Consider the following 23360-nt stretch of genomic DNA (forward strand, 5'->3'; position numbering starts at 1 on the left):
ATATACTGGGTTAATGGCTCCTCAAATCCGGAAAATTTCGGGAAAATTCCAAAACTCTAAAGGATCTTTTATAGGGACGATAGAGCTGGATCCGAAAACCGGTCTTATAAATTCCGTCCAGAAAGAAAAAATATTACAATCTTCTAATGCAGAAGAGCTGACTTTTGATCCGGAAAAATTCGTGATCTTTTCAGGTTTCGGTGATATTCATGTGCACGCAAGAGAAGACGAATCCGGAAAACATAAATACAAAGAAGATTTTTTATCCGCAGGAAATGCTGCGATTAACGGAGGTGTGATCCATATCGCGGACATGCCCAATAATCCGATCCCTCCTACTGACGATATTACTTATTCTAAAAAGAGAGAACTCGCGGATCATTCTCCTATTCGGATCACTTTATATGCGGGTATAGGTCCTCATACAAAACCTCTAAAAGCTCATGTTCCGTACAAGGCATTCATGGGACCTTCTATCGGCGAATTATTCTTTTATTCCAACGAGCAGTTGGAAGAAACCATTCGTCATTACAAAGGTTGTAATGTTAGTTTTCATTGTGAAGATCCTGAAGTTTTAGAAAAGAGCCAAAACGAAACCTATCATGAGGATAGAAGGCCCGCTATTGCAGAAACTTTGGCTACCGATTTTGCACTGTATCTGATCGAAAAATACGAACTCATCGGAAAGTTATGCCATTATTCTACGGAAGAAGGTTTAAAAAAGATCATAGAAGCCAGGAAGAGGGGCGTTAAAGTAAAATGCGAAGTGACTCCTACTCATTTGTATTTTGATCGAACCATGCTTACGGATGAGAATCGTCATTGGTTCCAGATGAATCCACCTTTAAGAGGACCGGAAGACAAAGAGGCTTTACTCCAAGGAATTAAAGAAGGCTGGATAGACTTCTTAGCTACTGATCATGCTCCTCATTCGATCGAAGAAAAACTAAAAGGTACGTCCGGTATTTCTCAACTCGATACGTATTCTTTATTCGTGACTTGGCTTCATAAGATCGCGGGAATTTCTCTGGAAAAAATTTCAGAAATTTGTGCGGAGAATCCGGGCGATTTCGTGGCAGAGTTTTTGCCTAAAGAATACGGAAAAGGATTCGGAAAAGTTGAAGAAGGTTATTGCGGAAGTTTTACGGTTCTGGATTTTGCAACTCCGACTACATTCAAAAAAGAAGATATAAAAAGTAAAAGTGGTTGGTCTCCTTTCGAGGGTGTCACGTTTCCCGGAAGTATTGCTGCTGTCATTCACCTCGGAAAAAAGGTAAAGTAGGAGAATCGGAATATTTTTGCTCTAATTCGAGCAGGAATTTTTTTCTCCAAAGTCCTCCTCCGTATCCTGTGAGATCTCCGGTTTTTCCTATGATCCTATGACATGGGATCAGAATAGCGATCCGATTTTCTCCATTTGCTTTTGCTACAGCCCGGACTGCGTTTTTGTCTCCGATCCGGATCGCTTGGGCTTCGTAGGAATTTGTCTTTCCATAAACTACCGAATGTAGGGCCTCCCAAGCTTTTTTCTGGAAGTCGGTGCCTAAGACTACTAGAGGAATATCGAATTCTTTTCTTTTACCTTCGAAATATTCCTTAAGCTGTTCTTCTAACTGATGGAAAAATCTACTTTCTCCCGGTTGGATATCTTCTCCAAAGACTTTCTTCAATCGTGAGAGTTGGAGTTCTAACCTCTCTTTTTCCGTGAATTCTAAAAGGCAGATACCTTCTTCCACCGCGCCCGCGAGAAGTATTCCTAATGGGGATTGGATTTCTTTACTGAGGATCATTTCTTTGGCTAAGTATAAAAGATTTTTTGAATTTAGCACAACCCGAAAATTGCTGTAAAATATCTTACTGAGGATCTTCTAATTTAATCAGAAGCCGACCTAAGACCAAATCACGGACCAAACCGTTTTTGCCTAGATCTGCGTTAGCTTCGTCTAAGTAATGGAAAACAATACATGGATACCCAACTTAAAGATAAAATCGCTTTAGTCACCGGATCAACCGCCGGGATTGGACTCGCAATTGCCACTGGCCTTGCAGCAGAAGGAGCCCAGGTCATCGTAAATGGAAGGACCAAAGTCAGAGTAGAAGAAGCAATCTCAATCATTCACAAAAAATTCCCCAAAGCGGATCTTCTTGGAATGGAAGCGGATTTTTCCAACAAAGAAGAAGTTAACAAAATCGCATCAAAATTTCCTAATGTAGATATTCTTGTGAACAATGTCGGGATTTTCGAGCCCAAAGACTTTGTAGAGATCCCTGACGAAGACTGGATACGGTTTTTCGAAGTGAACGTTCTAAGCGGAGTCAGACTTTCCAGAGCGTATTTACCTTCTATGCTCAAAAAGAATTGGGGAAGGATCTTATTTGTATCTAGCGAGTCCGGGATACAGATCCCGAGTGAAATGATCCATTATGGAGTCACAAAAAGTGCACAGATCTCTTTAGGTAGGGGAATTGCAGAACTCACAAAGGGAACCAATGTGACTGTGAATTCTATTCTTCCAGGACCCACTCGCTCCGAAGGTGTGGAAGGATTCCTCGAAGACCTTGCGAAACAACAAAACGTTTCCACCACTACCATAGAAAAGGAATTTTTCAAAAACGCAAGACCCACTTCTCTATTACAAAGATTCGCAACAGTGGAAGAAGTAGCAAATCTTGCAGTTTATCTTTCTTCTCCACTTTCTTCCGCAACAAATGGCGCAGCACTCCGAGTGGATGGGGGTGTGGTCAAGTCTGCATTCTAGTATGATCCGATTAAGTGTTTTAGATCAGTCTCCAATTCGCAAAGGTGGAACTGCGTTCCAGGCGGTCCGAGAGACGATTGAACTTGCGAAACTGACTGATAGGTTGGGATACCATAGATATTGGGTTTCAGAACATCATAATATTCTAGGATTAGCCGGATCTTCTCCTGAAGTTTTGATCTCGCATCTTGCCGGTGAAACGAAAGGGATCCGCATGGGTTCCGGAGGGATTATGCTTCCTAATCATAGTTCTCTCAAAGTGGCTGAAAATTTTAGGATGCTCGAAACTCTTTTTCCGGGAAGGATAGATTTGGGACTAGGCAGGGCTCCCGGCGGAGATCGACTAACAGCCGCTATATTGAATCCTTCTAACAGTTTTGTTCAGAATGATTTTATCCAACAACTGGTGGACTTACGAGATTTCTTGACGGATAATGCGGAACCGGATTCCATTCAAGAGAAAGTAAAAGCGATCCCAGTTGCAGAAACCTGTCCCGAACTTTGGATCTTAACTTCTAGTGGAGAAAGCGCTTTGATCGCGGCCCATTTCGGGATGGCTCTTTCTTTTGCTCAGTTTATAAATCCTACAGGGGGATATGCGAGCATTCAGGCTTATAAGGAAAGATTCCAACCTTCCGAAGCGCTTCCAGCTCCTCAAGCAAGTGTCGGTATTTTTGTGTTATGCGCTGATACAAAAGAGAAGGCAGAAGAACTACAGGCTGTAATGGACAGACAACTTTTAAATATTGAAAAAGGGATTAGCGAAGGTATACTTTCCTATGAAGAGATTAAACCGTACGTGTATTCCGATATGGAAAGGGTTAGACTATTACACAATCGGGGAAGAATGATTGCAGGAACTCCTGATACGATCAAAAAAAGGATTTTAGATCTGACCCAAGAATACGGAATTGATGAAGTAGTGGTTTCTACTATCACATATGATTTTAAGGACAGGGTTCGTTCTTACGAACTTTTGGCAGAAGCTTTCGAATTAGAAAAAAGATTATAAAAGCGTAAACTAGGGAAGTGAGAACTGGACTAGGTCCTGCAAACCAAGCGGGACCTAGTCTTTTTTATTATTAGGCTTCCGGGTTTTCCAGAATTAGAGCGATCCCTTGGCCCCCACCGATACAAAGAGAAGCGACTCCATATTTTGCCTTTCTCCTTCTAAGTTCGTAAGCCAAAGTGATGGTCACTCTTGCGCCGCTTGCACCGAGCGGATGTCCGATTGCGACTGCTCCACCATTTACGTTAGTGATCTCAGGATTTAAGCCCAATTCCTTTTGGACTGCAAGATACTGAGCTGCAAACGCTTCATTTACTTCTACAAGGCTCATGTCGGATAGTTTTAAGCCTGCTTTTTTGAGTGCGATCGGAATTGCTAATGCAGGCCCGATCCCCATTTTAGCCGGGCCACATCCTGCGTGTCCGTATCCTCTGATGATTGCCAAAGGTTTTTTACCTATTTTTTTGGCGTAAGAAGCGGAGGTAACGATTGTAGCTGCCGCTCCATCGTTTAGACCGGATGCATTTCCTGCAGTTACTGTCCCACCGTCTCTAAATGCAGGTTTTAGTGCAGAAAGTTTTTCGATAGAAGCAGCACCTTTGATAAATTCATCTTTTTCTAATGTAATCGGTTTTTTGCCGCCGACGGTTACAGGAAGGATCTCTTCTTTTAGCCTACCTTCTACCGTTGCTTTTTCCGCTCTGGTTTGGGAAATTCCTGCCCACTCGTCTTGTTCAGCTCTGCTGATCTTATATTGGTCTGCAAGATTTTCCGCAGTGGCGCCCATAATGAGTCCAACGTATTGGTCGGTTAATCCTTGCTCTAATGTGTCCTCAAATTCCGCGGAACCGTATCTAACTCCCCATCTAGCGTTACGCACAACATAAGGAGCATTACTCATGGATTCGGACCCTCCTGCAAGAACCGCTTCCGATTCTCCTAAGTAGATCTTTTTAGCTGCTTGGATGATTGCTTCCATTCCGGATCCGCAAAGTCTGTTTAAGGTCAAAGCAGGTACAGTGATAGGTAATCCTGTTTTGAGTCCAATATGTCTAGCAAGATAGATGGCTTCTTTTCCTGTGGGGACCACGTTCCCGAAAATAGACTCACCTATATCGGAAGGATTGACTCCTGTTCTTTCCAGCAAGGATTTAGAAACTAAAACTCCTAAATCTACTGCGCTTACATCTTTTAATGTTCCGCCGAAATTTCCGAAAGGGGTGCGGATTCCGTCCAACAAAACTGCTTCTTCCATTTTTCCAGTCCTAAAAATATTAACATTACGCAGTCATTAACTGCAGATCAATACAATGTACTACCATTCCATTTTACGCCGTTTCCGAGTCATACTATTTTAATTCGAATTCGGGGCAATCGATGGAGAATGGGACTTCTTTTCCTTCCTTATTAATATAGAAGGAAGAATGTTTTAGTCTATAAACTCCTGGAGCATCATTCTTATCAGTTTCCCAGACCAATCGGATCGTATCATCAAACAAAGGTAAGAAAGATTTTTTATAATAGAATTTAGTGGCCCAGTCGGAGTCGGTATAAGCAGTGATCCATTTGTCTCCTTCTTTCTTTTCTACATTGAAATAGGATCTTTGTTTTGGATAAGAGATATTCGGATTTACCGAACTCACTTCGCAAGAAACGGATTCTCGGATTTTTGCGACGCTTTCATTTGGTGTTTTTACTTTAGGTTCAAAAAAAGAGATCCTCTCTCTATTAGGAACATCCGTACCTATAACCGTAGAGCTCAGATCTTTAGGATAAGGTCCTTGGTTACTTGCCTTGTTTTGTAAAAGGTCATTTGCAAGCCTGTTGTATTCTTGTCTAAAAAGATCCAAGCTAAATGGCCCATGAAGAGTGTGCCCACCTTCGTATTGTTGTGTAGAATATTCTTCCTTAGTAGTGATATATCCCGCAAAATCGTTAGTTAACCCGGAAAGCGCGATCTCTTTGATCTTTGGCCCTAAAACTTTTTTGACGGTTTCTTTCATTCTTCTGCTGGACATCGTCGTGACTTCGTTAGGCGAAACGATCAAAGCAAAATCTCCGATGGTAGCAAGTCCTAGTGGCAGAATTTGAGAAAGAGAAGGATCAGGTTTTGTTTCTCCCATCGGGAATAGGATCGCTTTAGGTTTTTGGCAAACTCTCAATTCATCGCTTGGAGCCTGAAGTAATCTTGCTGCCAACCAATCAATATAGAATTTTCTATCCTCGTCCTTCATTCCTTCGTGAAAAAGCCAATGCCCTCCACCTTCTTCTGTAGAACCCGCGGCTAAGGCGTATCCATAAGCAGAGAGACAGGTTCTTTCGTCCTTTCCCGTTTCTGAAAATTCCTTACGAACGATCGAGTTCGGCATATCTATAAAAGATTGCGTATAGTTGAGTCCAGAAGGTAAAGCCCTGAGATTATCATCGTTTAGGATTTTAGAACTAGCAATATATTGCCTTTCTCCAATGATCTTGGTACTCTCGAACATATCCTTTCCCGGACCTGTATTGTTCAGATTCAGGTTTGGAGTTACATCCCCTTCGTTTGCCTGTGCAAAGATCGCGATAAAATCTTTTGATCCTCTTTTAGAGGCTTCCGATTCGGAAAGATAAGAAGCGTAGCCTTTATTATCTGTAGATATCAAATGATTGTCGAAGGTCATACTAGTAGTATGCACCCCGAACCAGTTTATAACCCCGATCACACCTCTTCTGGTATTTACCGAGATTTGGATCATTGTTTTATCAGTATCGGAGTTATACTTGTCTCTTTCTTCTTTAGGATTCGCTTGGTATGCCACTAAGGAGCGATTTGCTCCGGCTCCTTCTACGGTCGCGCTTCCGATTAGCAACTGAGCTATTTCTTTTTTGGAATAAGCTTCCTTAATTGCCTGAAAGATCCCGTTTACGATCACAGAATAGTATTCAGGAAAAAACTTAGTAGTATATATAGAATTTTGAATATAGTGAAAGAATCCCGCGGGAGCGCTATGAGTATGAGAAGCGTTTAGGAGAACGTTCGCGAAATTAAAATTAGGATCTACTTCCTTCTTCAATCTGACTACGATGTCCCTCTGTACTTCATGGGGAACTCCACCAAGCTCAGCAGTCACGTAGGCTAGTAATTTTCCCGATTTAGGGTCCTTGATGACTAAGGCTCTTGCAAATTGCCGGAGATGTATACCTTCTCCTTTTTGTCCTTCTTGTGCATATCCCCAGAACATAATCCCAGTTGGAGGTCCTGTGATATCTACTTTGGACATTCCAGCCTCGAAATTAAAATCTTTGATCTGAGGTTTGGCTGTTCCGGAAAATGTGGGTCCGGAAAAAAACAGAAATAAGAACGGAAGAATAATCACTAAACGGAACTTCTTCATAACAGGACTCCTATCGGATCTTTATAAAAAGTATTTTATCAAATTCGAATATTTAGCTTATTCAACATGTTCTGCAATAGGGAAGGTAAGATGAAAAGGAGAAGCTCCTATTCCTGTTTTTACTCCTCCACCTTTGATGAAGTCAGGAAAGACAGTTTCATCCGACCAAACGGATTCTATTCTCGCGAATTTTCCTTTGCCTTTTCCTATAAATGCAGTGCTTAATTTGGATCCATCTTCCGCTTTTTGCAAAAGAACATAGGGAAGGATAGAAGTGCTTACAGGAAAATTAAAACCTAATGTTCGGATCTTAATTTTGAAAAAAGTTTTTCCGTTTCTAGAAACTTCTATCTTAGTTATTGAACCTTCTTTTTTCCAAACGAAATCAGCTCTTTCTTTTGGTATGGCCCAATTTCGAATTCCTTCTTCCACTGAGGTTTGGCTGGATACAAAAATGCGAGTGATCCTTTTGTAATTCGTGTCCTTATGTTCGAAATTTCCAGGAATGTATAAAAGTTCGTAATAAGGTCCCACATCTGATCTTTCGTAATTCACTAACATCAAAGAACCGAGTCCTCCTTTGAAGGATTTGCGGTCTTCTTCGTCCAAAAATGCCATTTCTGAATTGTAGGACTTCCTACCGAATAATGGGAACAGGAATCCTTCGCCAGTTAAAGACCAAGGAGCTGGAAAATGTCTCTTAGGGGACTGGGGTTTGCTCTTCGTATTTATGGCTTTTTTGGGAGATTGTTGTGTAGTTTTAGAGGCTTTGGTCTTAGGTTTAGCCTTGGAAGAGGCGGTTGCTTTCATTCTAGGGGTCCGTTTCTATCTTTTTTGTATCCTATACTAGGAAAATACCCAAATTTGAAAAGGAAACTCTTGAACATCCTGCCCATTTTTGGGATAACTGGACAATGGGGACGATACTCGAGCCGTTCTCGGCTTTCGAGTGTCCCGAAGGCAAAAAATATGACTGCAGTAGCTGCTCCGCGTCCTAGAAGACGCACTAGAAATAGTTTAAATAAAGAATCCATCGTCCAGGCGGCTTTGGATATATTGAACGAAGAGGGAATTGACGGGCTTTCCATGCGAAGGATCGCCGAAAAGTTGGATTGTAGTGTAGCAAGCCCTTATTCTCATTTCAAGAGCCAACAAGATATCATCAAAATTATCATTTCCCAGGGGGAAGCTCAGTTAACCGAAACTCTGAGAGCTTCCAGACTGAATGGAAAAAATTCTTATGAAAAATTAACCCTGATCGCAAGGGCTTATTACGATTTTTCCGGGAATAACCAAGAGCTGCATAAGGTAATGTTCAATACTGTTCATGGCCATATGCATAGAAAAGCATTCCCTAAACTTCCAACCAGTTACCGAGTATTTTTGGAAACTATCCGAGCGGGCGTTAGGTCGGGGGAATTCAAGATCAAAGAAGAAGATTATCCTTCTCTCGCAAGAACAATGTATTCCTGGATGTATGGGATCATCGTTTTGGACATGACTGGAATGTTGAAAAAAAGAGGGATTGGTGATCCTCTTGACGAAGGCTTTTTATTTTTCCGTAAAATACTTTTAGATAAAGAATGAGAAAAAAACTTCTCTTTGCTCTAGCTGTATTAGTACTCATCGTACTTACCGCTTTACCGTTTGTTCGTTCTAGAGAAAAAATTGAATTAAACGAATCTGTTCGTTCCGGAGTCTCCGGTCAATTCGCGGAACTTCCCTTGGGTTGGACCCATTACGAATTATCCGGACCGGAAAAGGGTGATCTTGTCGTTTTAGTTCACGGTTTTTCCACTCCGTATTTTATCTGGGACCCGGTCCAAAAATCACTGACAGACGCCGGTTATAGAGTTTTACGTTTCGATCTTTATGGAAGAGGATATTCTGATAGGCCGGATACCGTCTATAATTTGGACCTGTTTACTTCTCAGATCCATGATCTATTAAATTTTCTGCATATAAGCGGGTCTTTTGATATTATGGGACTTTCGATGGGAGGTCCGATTGTCGCTCACTACGTTTCTAAATATCCGGACAGAACAAAAAAAGTAGTCTTACTAGATCCATTCACTTCAAAAACGAATACATTTCCTCTGACTATTCCTTTGATCGGGGAATATTTGAACTCTGTTGTTTATATTCCTTCTTTGCCCAAAGGTATCTCTGCTGATTTTGTGGATCCTTCCAAGGTTCCGAGCGGCTGGGTTGAAAAATACGAGACCCAACTGAGTTTTAAAGGTTTTGGAAGAGCTATACTTTCTACGATCCGAAATATTATTTCTTTCGAGCCTAAGTCTGAATTTGAGAATTTGGCCTTAACTAAAAAGCCTGTTTTGGTCTTTTGGGGAGATCAGGATCACACTACTCCTTTGGAAAAAGGAGAGTATGTGAAGGAGCTTTTGAAAGCCGAATTCGTTTTGGTAAAGGATGCGGGGCATCTGCCTCATATAGAAAAGCCGGATATAGTTCTTCCGGCTATCTCTAAGTTTTTATCTAAGTAGTTGCTAAATCCTTAATATTTAGCCAGAGAAGGATCCACTTCGTCGGAATACAAAAGGATCCCGCCTTCTAGGTTAAATACTTTGGAGAAACCTGTGGATTTTAAAACTCCGCAGGCATTTGCGGATCTTGCTCCGGAACGGCAATATACGATAATTTCCTTTCCGGAAGATTTCCAAGAGTCCAATTCTCCGATCCTAGCAGGCAATTCCGCAACCGGGATCAAAAGATCCGTCCCTTCGATTGTGGAGATTTCCTGTTCGTTGGGGTTACGCACATCCAGTAGGTAAAAATCGTCGCTTCCCGATTTTCTGGCGTCCAATCTGTTTTTTAATTCTTTCGGATTCATTCAGTCTCCTATATGATCACTATACCACGGAAGACAGTTCTTCCATTTCGATTTGCAGTTTTTCCCAGGTTTCGGTCAAACGAGAGATCTCTTTTTTAGTCTCGTTGTAATTGTCTAGTTCCATTTGATAACTGCGCTTTTTATAAAACTCCGGGTCTGCGAGAAGCTCTTCGGAGTTCGTTTTATTCTTTTCTAATAGAGCGATCTTGCCTTCGATTTGTTCTATTTCTTTTTGTAATTTTTTAACCCGATTTTTGTCAGCGTTCTTTTGGGATCTGCTCTTGTTTTCATTGCCCGCGTTTTCGAACGGAGCCTTGACGGTAAAACCGCCTTCCGCTTCCAATTCTTCCGGGGGGAATTTTAGATAATCCGAAAAGCTTGTATTCAGATCCTTTACTTTTCCGTTAGAAACGGAAACAGTCCTGGTGCATAAGTCCTTTAAAAAATCTGGATCGTGGGAAATGACTAAAACCGCTCCTGGATATTCTTGGAGTGCACGTTTTAAATTATCTCGAACTACTAAGTCTAAGTGGTTGGTAGGCTCGTCCAAAAATAAGGTGTTGGAGGAGAATCTTACCAAAAGAGCTAATCTCAATCTGCTCTGTTCTCCTCCCGATAGAAGTCCCACTTTTTTGAAAACCCTATCATCGCTGAAAGAAAAATAACCCAATAGCTTTCTTGCTTCTACGTCTGGAAGATCCGGATACACGGAAAGCACAGTTTCTAAAAGATTTTTTTCAGGATCCAGATGTTCATGGTGGTTCTGAGAAAAGTAGCCGATCTTTGTTTTAGGTCCGAAAGTGACTGAACCCTCGGTTAATTTATGAATTCCTAATATATTTCTTAAGAATGTGGATTTACCCGCACCGTTCGGTCCGATGATCGCGATCTTGTCCCCATTGGAAACGTGAAGCTCCGCGTTGGAAAAAATATTCTTACCTGTCTTTTCGTAAGCAAATGATGCGTTCTCGATCCTGAATGACAGATTTCCGCAAGGAGTATAATTGAACCTGTATTCTGTTTTGGAGTTCCAGAAGGAATCTTCAGGTTCTTCTACCTTATCCCTTTTTTCCAATCTTTTGATAACGCTTTGGACAGCTTTTGCTTTTGTAGCTTTGGAACGGAAACGTTCTATCCATTCGGTCCTTTTCTTTAAGTAAGCTTCCTCTTTTTTGAATTGAAGTCTCAACTTATCCAAAAGTTCGTTTTTATGTTCGAAGTAGTCTTCCAAAGTCCCTTTAAATTCTAGAACACCTGACGGATTTAATTCTGCGATTGTATCAGTAGTCGCATTCAAAAATTCAGGATCGTGGGTTACAAGAACGAAGGAACGATTCGTATCCGCTAAATATTCCGCAAGCCAAGCCTTAGAAGCATGATCCAAATGGTTGGTAGGTTCATCCAAAAGAAGAAGGTTTCCCGGATTTAAAATTGCGATCGCGAGTCCAAGTCTGTGCTGGTAACCTGGAGAAAATTCTTTTACCTTCTTCTCCATTTGATCATTAGAAAAACCTAAACCACCAATGATCTTTTTTGCCTGAGCTTCTAATTCATGAACACCGTAGGTAAATGCGTATTCTTCCAGTTGGCTTTGTTCTTCTAATAAGGCCTCGAACTCAGGAGATTCATGATCCGTGCGATCCATTCTTGCATGAATGTCCTCGGAACGTTTTATATATTCGTTATAATGCTTATGTTTAGAAAGTGCGGTGTCGATCACCCTTGCTTCGAAATTGAAATCGGGGATCTGTTGGAATAAAGAGATCTCGGTATGTTTGGAACGACTGACTATCCCTTCCTCTGGATTCAGATCTCCAACGGCCATTTTGAATAAAGTGGATTTGCCGGAACCGTTTGGTCCTACTAAGGCAATTTTAGAGCCGGGCTTGATATGCCAGGAGAAGTTTTCGAAAAGTGTGGAGCTACCGAACCGGTGCTTGATATCGATGAATTGTAGCATGGTCCAAGGAATTTCTGAGGAACCCCCCGCACGAGTCCGCGGAGGTTATTGAGGGTTTTTAAAGTAGTGCTTACTTCTTATTCGCGAGTTCTTCTTTTCTCGCTTTAAGATGTTGTACGTACTTGCTCGTTTCCCCGTTCATCTTCTCGACTGCGTCTTTTAAAGCTTGGTCAAGCTCCCCGGCGCTCATCTTGTTGATTTTTTTGTTCTTCTTTTCGGCTGTCTCTTCAGACATAGGTACCTTCCGATGCGTTCGTATTGCCAAAATTTACGGAAATACCTCTTTCGACAACCTATTTTGGCCCCAGAGCTTGTTTCCAATCAGGAGAGAAGATAAATTAGAATGGAAATATGTCCGGATTGGAGTTCTATAGGATGCATATTCGGCATGTTATACAATTTATTTCAAACGAAAGAAGGTTTAGGGCCTTTATTCTTACGCTTGGGTCTCGCTATATGCATTTTCCCACATGGAGCTCAAAAGGCATTGGGTTGGTTCGAAGGTGCCGGGTTTTATACGGCTATGGATTATTTTACAGAGACCTTGGGGGCTCCTTATGTTTTAGGAGTTCTGGTAATTGGTTTTGAATTCATTGGGACCATCTGTTTGGTATTCGGATTTTTAACTAGATTCTGGGCCTTGGGACTTACAATCACTTTGACAGTCGCCGGTTTCACTCATAAAGAATACGGCTTTTTTATGAATTGGTTTGGTGATAAAGGGGGAGAAGGTTTCGAATACCATATTCTTGCTGTATCAGCAGCACTTTCCCTTTTATTCAGAGGAGCAGGTTCTTTCTCTTTCGATAAAAAGTTAGGAGAATGGTCCGTATAAGAACCGATCCTTAAAGATCAAGGTCTTTGGAGTCTGCATGTAGACAAGCAGGCATAAAAAAACCCGGGATCAAAATCCCGGGCTTTAATTTAAGGAGTCACCTTTTAATTTTTCTTAATAGATGATCTTTTCAACCGAGTTCTCATCCAGGATGTAAGATCCTTTTAGGGTTTGAACGATCAGTTTTCCTTTCTTTTGAGAAACCACCACACCTCTTATCTCACGGCCATCTTTCATTATGATATGTTCGATACTCTTATCATAAAGTTCTTCCAGCTCTTGCTCGGTTTTAGCGGTCTTTAAGTTTTGAGTGCTTGCTAAAACTTCTTTATCCAGGCCGCTCAAGTTTTTGCGCATGTCGCCGTATTCAGGAGTTTCTTGTTTAGCACGTTTTGAGTCTTCGATCACGAGGACTTTTTCGTCTGTGACTATGATCAATCCGCCGGTGATTAAAGCTCTTTCGGTCTTATCATGGATCAAAGGAGTCACTTCGACTGCACCTTCGACTACGAAGACGGAAGATTCTTTATCCGAAGCGTTCACTTCGAAAGAAGTTCCTCGAACCGCCGCCACCACAGTAGGAGTATCTACGAAGTAGTTTGCGTTTTTCTTTTCCTTCTCGACTAGGTTCAGGATCTTACCTGACATTAGGGAAATCCTGATTTGAGAAGCGTCCGTTTGTCTTAAACTTTTGAGAACTAACTCGGAGTTTTCTTTTAAACGGATCACACTGGAATCGGTCAGACCGATATCGATCGATCCACCTTTGCCTGTTACGATCTTATCGCCTTCGCTAAGTATATCACCTAAATGTAATGCGACCGGAGCTTCTTTTACATTCTTCGCGTCGCCTTTAACGAATACGACTGCCGCTTTAAGCAGTGTACCTTCGGCTACAGGTGCGGCTTCTTTTTTGAAAATAGTGAAATAAGTTCCGGCTCCAATCCCTACGAATAAGATTGCTGCCGCAGCTAAGAACCATACTTTATTTTTGGAGCCGCTCAGTTGAACTACATTGTCCTTAGTAGGAGATTGCATAATATTTGCCTCCACAGAGAAGCGAGGAGACATGCCGATCCATTTTGGATCGAAGTCCGGCGCCTTAGAATTCGGTAGAGACTTTTTGAGGAGCTCTGCGAATGTTTGGAATTCAGGGTTCATTCTTTCCATCCTCTTTACCGTTTCCTTTAGTTCCGGGCCGCTTCACATTGTCCTGCCCGCTCAGTTGGATCAACAAACTGAAGGCTGGTACCTTGCTCATTTTTTTGAGTGAGGATGGCTTTTTTGACGAAATGAATCGATTGTTCGAAATACATAATTAGCGAAAATCCTAGGATTTTAGAAAAGAAGAAGGTTGGATGCCTCTCTTCTTCCCCTCTTGTAAAAGCTGCTTTTCGGCTCTTTCCAGCAGTCGGGAAACCCCAGATACGGATAAGTCCAGTACGGAGGCTATCTCTTCTAATTTGCAACCTTGGGAATAACGCAGCTCTATAGCTGTCTTTTGTTCTTCCGGTAAGGTGCTCAATAATTCGCTTACGATCTTTCCGAGATTTTGGGCTTCCATCTCGTCCAGGACCTGGCTTTCAGGTCCTTGGCCTTTGGAGCTAAATAAAGAAGAAGTTTCCTCCCCAACGAGAGCAACGTTCTTTTGATAATAGGACTTTCCGTGGTTGATCATTAGGTTCCTGGAGATCCTGAATAAGATCATTCTGGAAACCTGCTCATCCGGTATTTCCTTGCCGGAATAATGTTTAAAGAAGTTCAAAAAAGTGTCTTGTAATAGGTCCAAGGCTGTGGATTCATCTTGGACAGAACGCCGAATGAATGAAAACAAGTGATCCTTATTTTTATTGTATAGTTTTTCGAAAAATAAGGTTTCAGACACGGTAGAATAGAAATTTTTTTCTATTGGTCTTTTTTCAAGTAAATTCGGATTTTTCTTGTAGAAAGCAATCCGTTTTAAAACGGTTATAGCCAGACAATTTTAGTGTCTGTAGTCCTAAACCAAAGGGATTTAAGATAACATGCCTTATCGTTGGCTTTTTGCAATTTGTTTACTAACTGTTACCCCTTCCCTTTTTGGATCTAGCCTAACCTTAAAAAGCGGAAAGGTACTGCAAGGGAAAGTGGTAAATCAAACCCGTACGGATGTTCAGATCGAAGTGGATGGAAAGGTCCTAACCATTCCAAAAACCGAGATTGCTGAGTTAAACTTAAAAGATACCCCTAAGCCGGAAGTGAAAAAGGATCCTATTAAGCCGAAAGAGGAACCTAAAAAAACCGAGGAGGAACTGGTCCAGAGATGGTACCAAAAACCTCGCTGGGATTATTCGCTCAGATCGGCAGTTGTTCCAGGTTGGGGGATTTGGAAGGCAGACAAAAAATACAGGGCTTCTGCGGCCTTTGTAGCAGTTTTAGGGGCAGCTTATCTGGCGGTTAAGGCCCAAAACGATTTTGGTGCTGCCAAGGGTGCGTACGAGGAAAACGCAAGAAATTATTTCATATTTGCATTGAATGATCCTGTCCTCTCCCTGCCTGCAAATACTACCCAACGTTTGCTCGGAGCTTTCTTGGTAAATAAGGGCTCATTCAATTATTACCAAAACCTCGCAGAGGAATCCAATAATTACCAATATTTGTTCGGGATTGCATACGGATTGCAGCTCTTTTACTCTTATTATTTAGGAGTAAAAGCAGAACAAGGGATTGCTGAAGGACCCAGCTCCGGTTTTAGATTCAGCTTTGCTCCTTCTTACCAGCCGATGACTGTTGGAGGTAACGGCTTAGGTTGGAATGGGGAACTCAAATACGAGATTAGATATTAAGGATCCGAAAAAAGTTATTTAGTTTAAAGAAACTAGGTTTTTCAAAATGAAAAACTTGGGCCACTATGAAGTGATCCGAGTTTTTTTTGTTTTGAATTGTTCTTATTTATTGAATTACTGTTACAGGGAACTCTATTCCGCTTGCGTCAGTCGGATAAATAGTAGAAGTCCCATTGATTCCTCCGATAAAATCGGGATCAAATAAGTAAATCGCGTCGCTAGATTCGTTTCCTGCGCTGATAAAGCATGCAGTTGTTCTACAGGTAACGGAAGATCCTAAAGTTTGGCTAGGGCTAGGACTGCCGCCTCCACCACCTAGCTCAGAGTCGGAATAATCCGTTCGAGTTCCTCCAGCGCCAGAAGTGATGGTGATCGGAAGATCGGATACTTCATTATAATTGCCTCCAACGTCCGCGCAGGAAGAGTCGTAAGAAACCAAAAGATTTGTAATACTTGCTATCGCTACTGATGGAATCATATCTTGATCTCCACCGCCTTCTGGGCCGCATCCGTATGGATTTGTTTCCGTTACCAAATTAGTGGGGGTGGTTTGGAAGTTTTTAGCACTTTTCAAACTCGCTGAAGTGATCGTGCTGGAACCGTCCGTGTTTGTCTGGCTAAAGAATAGCCAAGTATTCGAACCTTGCATGAGCAAAGAAGGATAATCTAAAACAAGGGAATCTGTACCGTTTGTTGCAGTATAAGTTTTTACGGAAGTAGCTGATCCCGTCGAAAAACTAAAGGCGGTCAATGAATTCGCATTTAGACTTGTTCTTTGACGGAATGCTGTAGTATAACTGGCGCCGTTCCAAATAACATCCGCGTTAAAATAATTCGTACTCGTGGAAGAGGCGATTGTAGTCGCAGTTCCGACAAGAGCTCCCGTAGAAGCATTAATCCTTTGGTATTTTGCAGCCCTAGTAGAAGCAGCTTCCGTCCAAACCACTGCGAATTCTCCGCTTGGATTATAGGCAGCGGAAATCTTTCCGATCGTCACACCTGCTCCGGTATAAATTGTGAATGCTGCCGCGATTGACGTAAGAGTTATATCATAAAGCTGCCCTTTGATAGTCGTATCGGCCGACTTCCAAACAAGTAAATAGTTAGTTCCGTTCCATACCAATTCAGGATCTACAGAGCCTGGTGCTCCACCGACAGTAACTGCAAAGTTTTTAGTTACCACATAAGGAGAAGCGGAATGATTTACTCCGAATAATCTTAAAACGGGAGTTCCACTATTGGTTTTCCAGCCTGCTGCGATCGCTAATTGTCTTTCGCAGACTATCGTAGCGGTTCCGGTAGTTCCAGCCGTGCCGCTTGCATTTGTGCTGATGCTACAAGACTGTCCTTGGGTATAGGAACCTAATGAGATCGAATAAGAATCCCCGCTTGTAAGTTCTGTGGAGAAAGAATAGGAACCGTCAGCAGTCAATGTTAAAGTTTGGGTCGTGCTATCAGTAGAATCCGATAGGGTAAGATTTAGATCGTTAGAGGTAACATTTACATAGCCGCTGAGAGAAATGTTTACCGCAGAAGTAGCTGCAGGAGTGGTCCCGCCGGCATCTCCAAAATTGCCGAATATACCAAAGTTACCGTCTGAGAGTAGAGCACCAATTGCAGAAGAACTGGCGTCGATACTGATTGCCTTTGCATCGTTACAACCTTGCAACAATAGAAATGAGAGTAAAAAACATCCGTGAATGAATAGGTAAAAACCTTTTAGGGCCTTGTTTGAATTCAGGAATCTTTTCATTTTAGCTCTCCACTGCGAAGATGGGAAATTCGGGTAGGTTTCCCCATAACAAGGGCAACAATCCATTCTTAGGTCTTTGATCCCTTTTTTTCAGGGGAATAATTTTTTTACTAAAATATATGAGGATATACTATAAATCGCAGGTTTGTTCGAAAATAGAAGGTCCCTTATAGAGAGACTTTTATTGATTCTGCCAGATTGGCTTTATTCGTTTAATTGAAAGATTATTGCCCTACACAAAGGAAATATCTAAACTTATTACATACGTTGTAATCAGGCAATCCAAGAGCTGTCTGTTTCGAGATCAGATTGGAATCCGTAGCTCCCAAGTTCCCCACGATACCCGAAATAGATACCGAATTGGTAGACCAGGAAACCAGGCCACCTGCTTGGTTTGTTCCTGCACATTCGCTTAGGATCTTCGAAGTGGCATCCGACCATGTATTCAATAAGCCTGTCCAAATCAGGCCACTACCAAGTGCCTGAGAAAGTTCCGGATTAAAGTTATAAATCCTACCCGAATCGGTTGTGAACATCCTCTTGTTCTGAGTTCCGAAATAATAATTCGTATTAGCAGCAAAAGGCCAATCGTTATACTGAATGCCTCTAGTTTTAGAGCCGTTATTCGGACCGGTCACACTCAATAGAGCTTTATAAGTCATAGAACTCGGAAAATTTCCGGGTTTATTGGAAGAAGAATTACAAGCAGCATCTGCAAAACCTCTGGCATCATCATCTAACTTACTGTCCACAGCGAAATTCCCTTGCCAGTCTTTTCCATCGTTAGTTGCCACGAATGCACACTTATCCAAATCCTTAGTATCAAATGAGATCGATTGCGGAACGTTACTAACCGAATCAATTGCTATGATGGAATACTTTTGCTCCACACAATCCGGATCATCCAAATAAAGAGAGATCACTGCCTGATAAGCTTGTAGAGAAGGATTAAAAGTATAAGTATTATCGTTACTTCCTGCAATACTTCTGATCTCAATGGCACTAGGATTATTTGTGCTAAAGATGAATGTGATTGTTTCTCCTGTATCTGGACTTAAAGGAGTGACTAATTCTAATACTACTGTATTGGAAGAAGTCGAACGTTCCGGTACTGTATTCGGAGCAGCAGCTCCCGGAGAATCAACTAGTTGTAATGGGACAGCAGGAGTTCCTACACCGACTAACAATGTAGGATCGATCATGATTGCTCCGGTAATCGGACTCTTACTACTATCGAAGTCGATACTATCCGCCTTATTACAATGAGTCGAGGTGAATGATAAGACCAGAAAAAGAAAGGGCAGAGAATGAGCGTAACGCATATCGAGCCTCGTCTAAAAGACAAGGCTCAAATACTATCCTATAAGAAAGGATCTTGATAAACTTTTTTCTAAAGAACGTAAAAAGTTTAGGTCAAACGAATTGCTACAGACGTAACACTATTGTCCTACGCAAACGATATTACGTCTTTGAGCACACGAAGTCTGGATCACTTGAGCAGGATCCGTAGTTGTCATTTCCGCAATAGAGTTTCCGTTTACTGCAGAAAGAACTCCTTGGGTTCCGGTTGCAGTGGCAGAATACCAAGAAGAATAAGGCGCTCCGGATGGTTGTAACGATGCACACTGAGTTTGTGTAGGAGTATCAGTTGTCCAATCTATGGAACTGAAACCAGTCCAAATTTTACCTGTTGTTCCGAGAGCATTTGTCCACTGATCTGCATTTGCAAAGCCGATCGTAGTAGAAGAACTGAAACTATATGCTAACTTCTTGCCGCTCTGGCTGAAATATTTACGGAACGAACTGAATACCCAATCGGTGGATGGATTTCTGAGATTTCCACTCGGACTATAACTTACCGCGATCATCGCCTTGTAACCTACATCCTTATTAATACCGTCAGGAATATTAGAATTACATATATTGTCCGCTACCTCTATCGGGCCTGCGAAAGTTAGATTATCGATCCCCTTTTTAGCAAAGTTCCCAAGGTATCCTGCTCCATTATTTGTTGCGACGAAGATACATTTATCAGAATCATTTACCTTAACTTTAAATGTCTGAGAAATTCCGGACGCTACATCTACTGCAACAAGATCATAGTAATTATTGATACAATTTTCGTCGGATAGGGAATTGATTTGGAATCCACCTTTATAATCGAAGTTGGAGTTTTGAGGGTTCGGCCCGAAATCCACGGTAAGATAATCCTGATACCCCCCTTGGTCCGGATTATAATCAGTTACGAAGGTAAGATTATCATTTCTATAAAACCTGAATTGGATGGTACTTCCGTCGGAAGGAGGATTTTGCACTCCGAACAAAATATCCGCCGCATCGTTTTCATCTACGCTAAGAATGGTTTCTCCCTCGTTCAAAAAAGGTTCGATCGGATAAGGGGGAAGCGTAACGAATAAATTCCAGAAGATAGAGGGATCTATAGTGATCGCGCCTGCTAAGCTAGGCTTACTTCCATCTAGGGCTGTGGATTCCGCATTATTACACTTGGAAATCCATAAAGTAAGACATAATAGAATGAAAGCCGTCCTTAATGATTTAGATCCTTTCATATTTGCACCCGCCCGATCTCTCAGAGGAAAATACCCCTTAAAGTATGAAAACAGCCAAGCAGGAAAAAAATTGAACGATTTTTTTGGTTTAATCCGGGGAATAAACGCAAATAAACGGCAGAGCCAAAGGAGCATCGCAACTAGAAAGAGTCATATAGGCAGCATCTCCGGTAACTACGCTCGAAGTGCCCAAGTTTCCACTAGATGAACCGCTAGTATCCGTCCAACTTTCAGAGCCATTCAAACAGGTATTGCTGTCCATTCTTCCCCAACCTGAATGCATTCCAGTCCAATATTGTCCTGAATCTATCAGAGGATTATCAAAGTCCGAACTTGGAGGCCAGATGCCACCAATGGAAAAAACTTTTACCCAAGTTCCGTCCCCTTTTTTACGAACGTATCTTTTATTAGTTCGGAAGAAGGAAGTAGAAGATAATGTTTCTCCAGGATTTCTATCTCCGTAGGTAGTGGAGAGAGCACCTACCATCGCTTTATAATAAGCAGGATTTCTGGGTAGACCTTTTCCGCTCGCCAAGTTTTTACAATGATTATCCATTGCACCGAGCCCACCTAATTGAGCTACGGTTTTAGAGGAAGATTCGAAAATACAATAATCCCCATCCTTTACGTTTACATCATATACGAAAGTATCTCCTGTAGAATCTTTCGTTATTCTGAAACTAAACTTGTCTCCTGCACGATCCAAGCAGTTATCATCATCTGCATTTAACGCAAAACCGATAGAATGAGTGCCTGTATTTGCGGGAAGAGTAAATGTATTATACCCCACAAAACTAGGCGAGGATACTGTAGTATAACTTTCGATCTGCATCGTAAAATTCTCGTCTACGGCGCTTTGTTCCGAAAATGTAAGATCAATGGAAGTATTTCCCGCATCATACATAATATTAGAAGAAAGTTGTGGAAGACCTTTGGGAACTGTCTCGGCTCCGATAATATTCGGTAAAACAACATTCAAAAGAACGCCGGCAGCACTGCTGCTGCCGTCCAAATTGATCGGGTTTGCCTGATTGCAAAAAGAGAATAGGGAGAATAACGATACGATCGGGATAAATCTGAAAAAAGTCTTTGGATTCAAATTCATAGTTCTAGGTTAGGTAATTTCTTTTTAGGGATCACAAATCAAATTGCGAGTTTTTGCTCACTTTTTTTCGGATTTATAGAGCGAACAGCGTTTATTACTAGAAAAAATTTATCCCTTAAGATTTATCTACTTTTCTTACTTTATCAATTTCCTTTCGGAAAGATTCGTACGGATCATCGGGATCCACCTTTCCTTTTTGAGGAGTTGTTTTATCTGAAGAAGATTTGTGAGAAGTAAACCATTCGTCCACATGTTTGATTACTTTTGCAATCCGACTTCTGTTATCTTCTTCCTCTGCGGTCCGGACTTTGTTTTGCAGGACTTCCATTCTTTCGGATAGTATTCTATGTAATTCTCTGGCTTTGTTCCTAAAGGATTCGTTTGCCGGATAACAAAGGATTTGGTCCATTCTTTCCTTTCCTTTTTCCCAGGTTATAAAAACGAACTTTTCCCGCTCCAAAATTTGGTAATATAGATCCGCGGAGTATTCTCCTACATTTCCTTGGATCTCAGAAACGGTAGGCGGAACACTACGTCTAAAATAAAACTCATCCATTGCAGAAGAAATTTTAGATTTCTGTTCTGCCGAGCGGATCTTTTCTTCTTCTTTGATCTTTTCTTGGATCTTTGCCTGCTCTTCTTTTTTGGAAGTCTCGTGATTTCTGGCCTTGAGTATGTTTTGTTGCCCTTTGATCTTTTCTTTTGCTTGGGCAAAGAATACGTCTTGGAATATTCTTCCTATTCCCAAAAGATCCAGAATTGTATAATACCAAGGGAAATAATCTAAATAACCTTTTCTTAATACTTTTCCGTAAGCTCTTACCAGATCTGGTTCTCGGAAGATCGATTTGATCTGAGGCTCGTTGGATTCTACAAGCTGTCGGATACATAGGATTTTCCAAGTTTCTACGTTTGTGGCAGCTCCCAAACTAAGGATAATCTGTCTGACGCTGTTCGGATTTTTATGAAAGAATGCATGGATAGTGGTGGTTTTGGTTTCCCAGGTGGAATAACCGATCTCTAGATCGTCTATCAGCATTCTTTTTAATTCTTCCGGATAAGATTTGAATTCTTTGTCCGGGACTAAGAGCACTTTCTTTTCCCAAGAACCCGATTCTGAGAGAAGATTCTTTTTGATATCGTGGAATCTATTCCTGTCTTTTTCTGCGGATTGTTTATGAAGTTCTTTTTCTGCAAGCTCGGAAAGGCTCCGAACTAAAACCACACTCAACATTCCAGGATTTCCCGGACTTGGACTGCCTGGTAGAGCTCTTGCAAAGGCTTCTGCTCTTTCTATTTTGAATTTTGTAGTATCCGGATTGGAAGTATTAGAATAATATAATTTTTCTTCCATGGCGATCTTTTGGAATTCTTCCGTTAGAACATGGCGTAATTGTTTTGTTCCTTTGGATTGGATAAAATCGTCTATGTAGTCCATGATCTCGACAGCCTCTTTCGAATTTTTGATTCCGAAGAGTCCGTATCCGGGAACATCTATGACTCTTCCTTTTTTATGAAGATCGTCCTCTAATTCGAATAAGAAATCCTTAATGAATTCAGCATTTGCAGGAATTCGGAAATGTTCATTATGGAATGACTGTCTTAAATATAAAAATAACTGAGGAAATGGAGCTTCTTTTCTTGCTCCCCATTCTAGATCTGATTCCAGATTTTCCCAAAGTAGGGTTTTATTTGTTTCCGGCTTTCGATCTAGATAACTTAAGAGGGAAGAAACGGAATAATCCAGAAGTTCTAGATAGATCCTACTCAGATCCAAAGATTCCGCTTCCGGAAAAGAAGCGTAACAAGGAAGTGCTTCGGGTTGTTTTTCAGCACTATCACTGATCAGATACGCAAGCTGAGAAACTGTGCCGTCTTCCAACAGGCGTTTTAAGTGAAGATCGATATCTTTAGGGCTTAACTCCCCAACTTCTGGAACTCTATGATGAGGTTCGAATAATTGCCTCTTCTTTACGTTTTTGAAAGATGTCGCTGCCGAAATCGCTTTGTATACGGAGTGAGTTATCTTGTCGTTCATGTAGTAACTCACTACTTCGTTTAACTTCTTAACTTTTAAAAAGTTGGGAACGGCTGCATTGCCTGTATGTGGATCTAAGGGTTTGGGACCTTTTGCGTTCATCTTTGTCTATAAATAATTAAATATTAAGAATTTAGCATATAGTTGCGGAAAAGTATCCACGTAAAGATATGAATATCCCTGAGGATACTCAAAACCATCATATAATGCATTCTAATCGCTTCCACCGAAAAACCTAAATCCTTCTTCTTTTTCGATAAAACCCATATAAACCGAAG

The 23360-nt window shown here is 41.4% G+C and carries 21 protein-coding genes; 7 read left to right on the forward strand and 14 right to left on the reverse strand.

Annotated features, from left to right (window positions below):
* Positions 1–13: 13 nt before the first annotated feature.
* Positions 14–1282 (forward strand): amidohydrolase family protein, encoded by a 1269-nt coding sequence (locus LPTSP_RS15375; protein ID WP_108929552.1) that lies wholly within the window; start codon positions 14–16, stop codon positions 1280–1282.
* Here LPTSP_RS15375 and LPTSP_RS15380 read toward each other — a convergent pair.
* The gene (locus tag LPTSP_RS15380) at positions 1254–1790 is read right to left on the reverse strand and encodes a methylated-DNA--[protein]-cysteine S-methyltransferase (RefSeq protein WP_108929941.1); all 537 of its coding nucleotides are present in this window, start codon (positions 1788–1790) and stop codon (positions 1254–1256) included. The two genes, LPTSP_RS15375 and LPTSP_RS15380, sit on opposite strands and share 29 nt — an antisense overlap.
* Before the next feature lie 174 nt (positions 1791–1964).
* On the opposite strand from LPTSP_RS15380, the gene LPTSP_RS15385 reads away from it, so the two are divergent.
* Both LPTSP_RS15385 and LPTSP_RS15390 read left to right on the forward strand, forming a co-directional pair.
* Positions 1965–2759 carry an SDR family NAD(P)-dependent oxidoreductase gene (locus LPTSP_RS15385; protein ID WP_108929553.1) on the forward strand — a complete coding sequence of 265 codons (795 nt, stop codon included), beginning with the start codon at positions 1965–1967 and terminating at the stop codon, positions 2757–2759.
* Position 2760: 1 nt separating this feature from the next.
* A complete protein-coding gene (locus tag LPTSP_RS15390) occupies positions 2761–3771 on the forward strand; it encodes an LLM class flavin-dependent oxidoreductase (RefSeq protein ID WP_108929554.1) in 1011 nt (336 codons plus the stop codon).
* Positions 3772–3841: 70 nt separating this feature from the next.
* Here LPTSP_RS15390 and LPTSP_RS15395 read toward each other — a convergent pair whose 3' ends face one another.
* From LPTSP_RS15395 to LPTSP_RS15405, 3 genes are all read right to left on the reverse strand, one after another.
* Positions 3842–5023 carry an acetyl-CoA C-acetyltransferase gene (locus tag LPTSP_RS15395; protein WP_108929555.1) on the reverse strand — a complete coding sequence of 394 codons (1182 nt, stop codon included), beginning with the start codon at positions 5021–5023 and terminating at the stop codon, positions 3842–3844.
* 94 nt (positions 5024–5117) lie between these two features.
* Positions 5118–7145: a neutral/alkaline non-lysosomal ceramidase N-terminal domain-containing protein gene (locus LPTSP_RS15400; RefSeq protein ID WP_108929556.1), complete on the reverse strand. Its 2028-nt coding sequence runs from the start codon at positions 7143–7145 to the stop codon at positions 5118–5120.
* Positions 7146–7202: 57 nt separating this feature from the next.
* A complete protein-coding gene (locus tag LPTSP_RS15405) occupies positions 7203–7955 on the reverse strand; it encodes an acetoacetate decarboxylase family protein (protein ID WP_108929557.1) in 753 nt (250 codons plus the stop codon).
* Between the two features lie 159 nt (positions 7956–8114).
* Here LPTSP_RS15405 and LPTSP_RS15410 point away from each other — a divergent pair, with 159 nt between their 5' ends.
* Together LPTSP_RS15410 and LPTSP_RS15415 are read left to right on the forward strand one after the other, a co-directional pair.
* Positions 8115–8732: a TetR/AcrR family transcriptional regulator gene (locus LPTSP_RS15410; RefSeq protein ID WP_020769708.1), complete on the forward strand. Its 618-nt coding sequence runs from the start codon at positions 8115–8117 to the stop codon at positions 8730–8732.
* Positions 8729–9649, forward strand: coding sequence for an alpha/beta fold hydrolase (locus LPTSP_RS15415; RefSeq protein ID WP_108929558.1), 921 nt, complete (start codon positions 8729–8731; stop codon positions 9647–9649). The genes LPTSP_RS15410 and LPTSP_RS15415 overlap by 4 nt, the downstream gene beginning before the upstream one ends.
* Positions 9650–9660: 11 nt before the next feature.
* Here the strand turns inward: LPTSP_RS15415 and LPTSP_RS15420 are convergent, their stop codons facing one another.
* The 3 genes from LPTSP_RS15420 to LPTSP_RS19130 all read right to left on the reverse strand — a co-directional run bounded on the left by LPTSP_RS15420 (position 9661) and on the right by LPTSP_RS19130 (position 12191).
* On the reverse strand, positions 9661–9996 hold the full coding sequence (locus tag LPTSP_RS15420) for a rhodanese-like domain-containing protein (protein ID WP_108929559.1): 336 nt from the start codon (positions 9994–9996) through the stop codon (positions 9661–9663).
* Between the two features lie 19 nt (positions 9997–10015).
* Positions 10016–11956 (reverse strand): ribosomal protection-like ABC-F family protein, encoded by a 1941-nt coding sequence (gene abc-f / locus LPTSP_RS15425; protein ID WP_108929560.1) that lies wholly within the window; start codon positions 11954–11956, stop codon positions 10016–10018.
* Between the two features lie 70 nt (positions 11957–12026).
* On the reverse strand, positions 12027–12191 hold the full coding sequence (locus tag LPTSP_RS19130) for a hypothetical protein (protein ID WP_165780203.1): 165 nt from the start codon (positions 12189–12191) through the stop codon (positions 12027–12029).
* Between the two features lie 153 nt (positions 12192–12344).
* Between LPTSP_RS19130 and LPTSP_RS15435 the strand changes: the two genes are divergently transcribed.
* Positions 12345–12791, forward strand: a complete 447-nt coding sequence (locus LPTSP_RS15435; protein WP_108929562.1) for a DoxX family protein — start codon at positions 12345–12347, stop codon at positions 12789–12791.
* 114 nt (positions 12792–12905) lie between these two features.
* On the opposite strand, the gene LPTSP_RS15440 is transcribed toward LPTSP_RS15435, so the two are convergent.
* Positions 12906–13961, reverse strand: a complete 1056-nt coding sequence (locus LPTSP_RS15440; protein WP_108929563.1) for a FecR family protein — start codon at positions 13959–13961, stop codon at positions 12906–12908.
* 160 nt (positions 13962–14121) lie between these two features.
* Positions 14122–14676, reverse strand: coding sequence for an RNA polymerase sigma factor (locus tag LPTSP_RS15445; protein ID WP_439957016.1), 555 nt, complete (start codon positions 14674–14676; stop codon positions 14122–14124).
* 139 nt (positions 14677–14815) lie between these two features.
* On the opposite strand from LPTSP_RS15445, the gene LPTSP_RS15450 reads away from it, so the two are divergent.
* Positions 14816–15616: an LA_0442/LA_0875 N-terminal domain-containing protein gene (locus tag LPTSP_RS15450; protein WP_108929565.1), complete on the forward strand. Its 801-nt coding sequence runs from the start codon at positions 14816–14818 to the stop codon at positions 15614–15616.
* 106 nt (positions 15617–15722) lie between these two features.
* On the opposite strand, the gene LPTSP_RS15455 is transcribed toward LPTSP_RS15450, so the two are convergent.
* From LPTSP_RS15455 to LPTSP_RS15475, 5 genes are all read right to left on the reverse strand, one after another.
* Entirely contained in the window at positions 15723–17369 is a 1647-nt protein-coding gene (locus LPTSP_RS15455) for a hypothetical protein (protein WP_108929566.1), read from the reverse strand.
* Between the two features lie 224 nt (positions 17370–17593).
* Positions 17594–18691: a DUF1554 domain-containing protein gene (locus LPTSP_RS15460; RefSeq protein WP_108929567.1), complete on the reverse strand. Its 1098-nt coding sequence runs from the start codon at positions 18689–18691 to the stop codon at positions 17594–17596.
* A gap of 117 nt (positions 18692–18808) precedes the next feature.
* Entirely contained in the window at positions 18809–19939 is a 1131-nt protein-coding gene (locus LPTSP_RS15465; protein WP_108929942.1) for a DUF1554 domain-containing protein, read from the reverse strand.
* Positions 19940–20027: 88 nt separating this feature from the next.
* Positions 20028–21044 (reverse strand): DUF1554 domain-containing protein, encoded by a 1017-nt coding sequence (locus LPTSP_RS15470; protein ID WP_108929568.1) that lies wholly within the window; start codon positions 21042–21044, stop codon positions 20028–20030.
* Positions 21045–21159: 115 nt separating this feature from the next.
* Positions 21160–23184 (reverse strand): hypothetical protein, encoded by a 2025-nt coding sequence (locus LPTSP_RS15475; RefSeq protein WP_108929569.1) that lies wholly within the window; start codon positions 23182–23184, stop codon positions 21160–21162.
* Positions 23185–23360: the final 176 nt, after the last annotated feature.

Origin of the sequence: Leptospira johnsonii, from assembly GCF_003112675.1 — a bacterium.
Lineage (GTDB): Bacteria > Spirochaetota > Leptospiria > Leptospirales > Leptospiraceae > Leptospira_B > Leptospira_B johnsonii.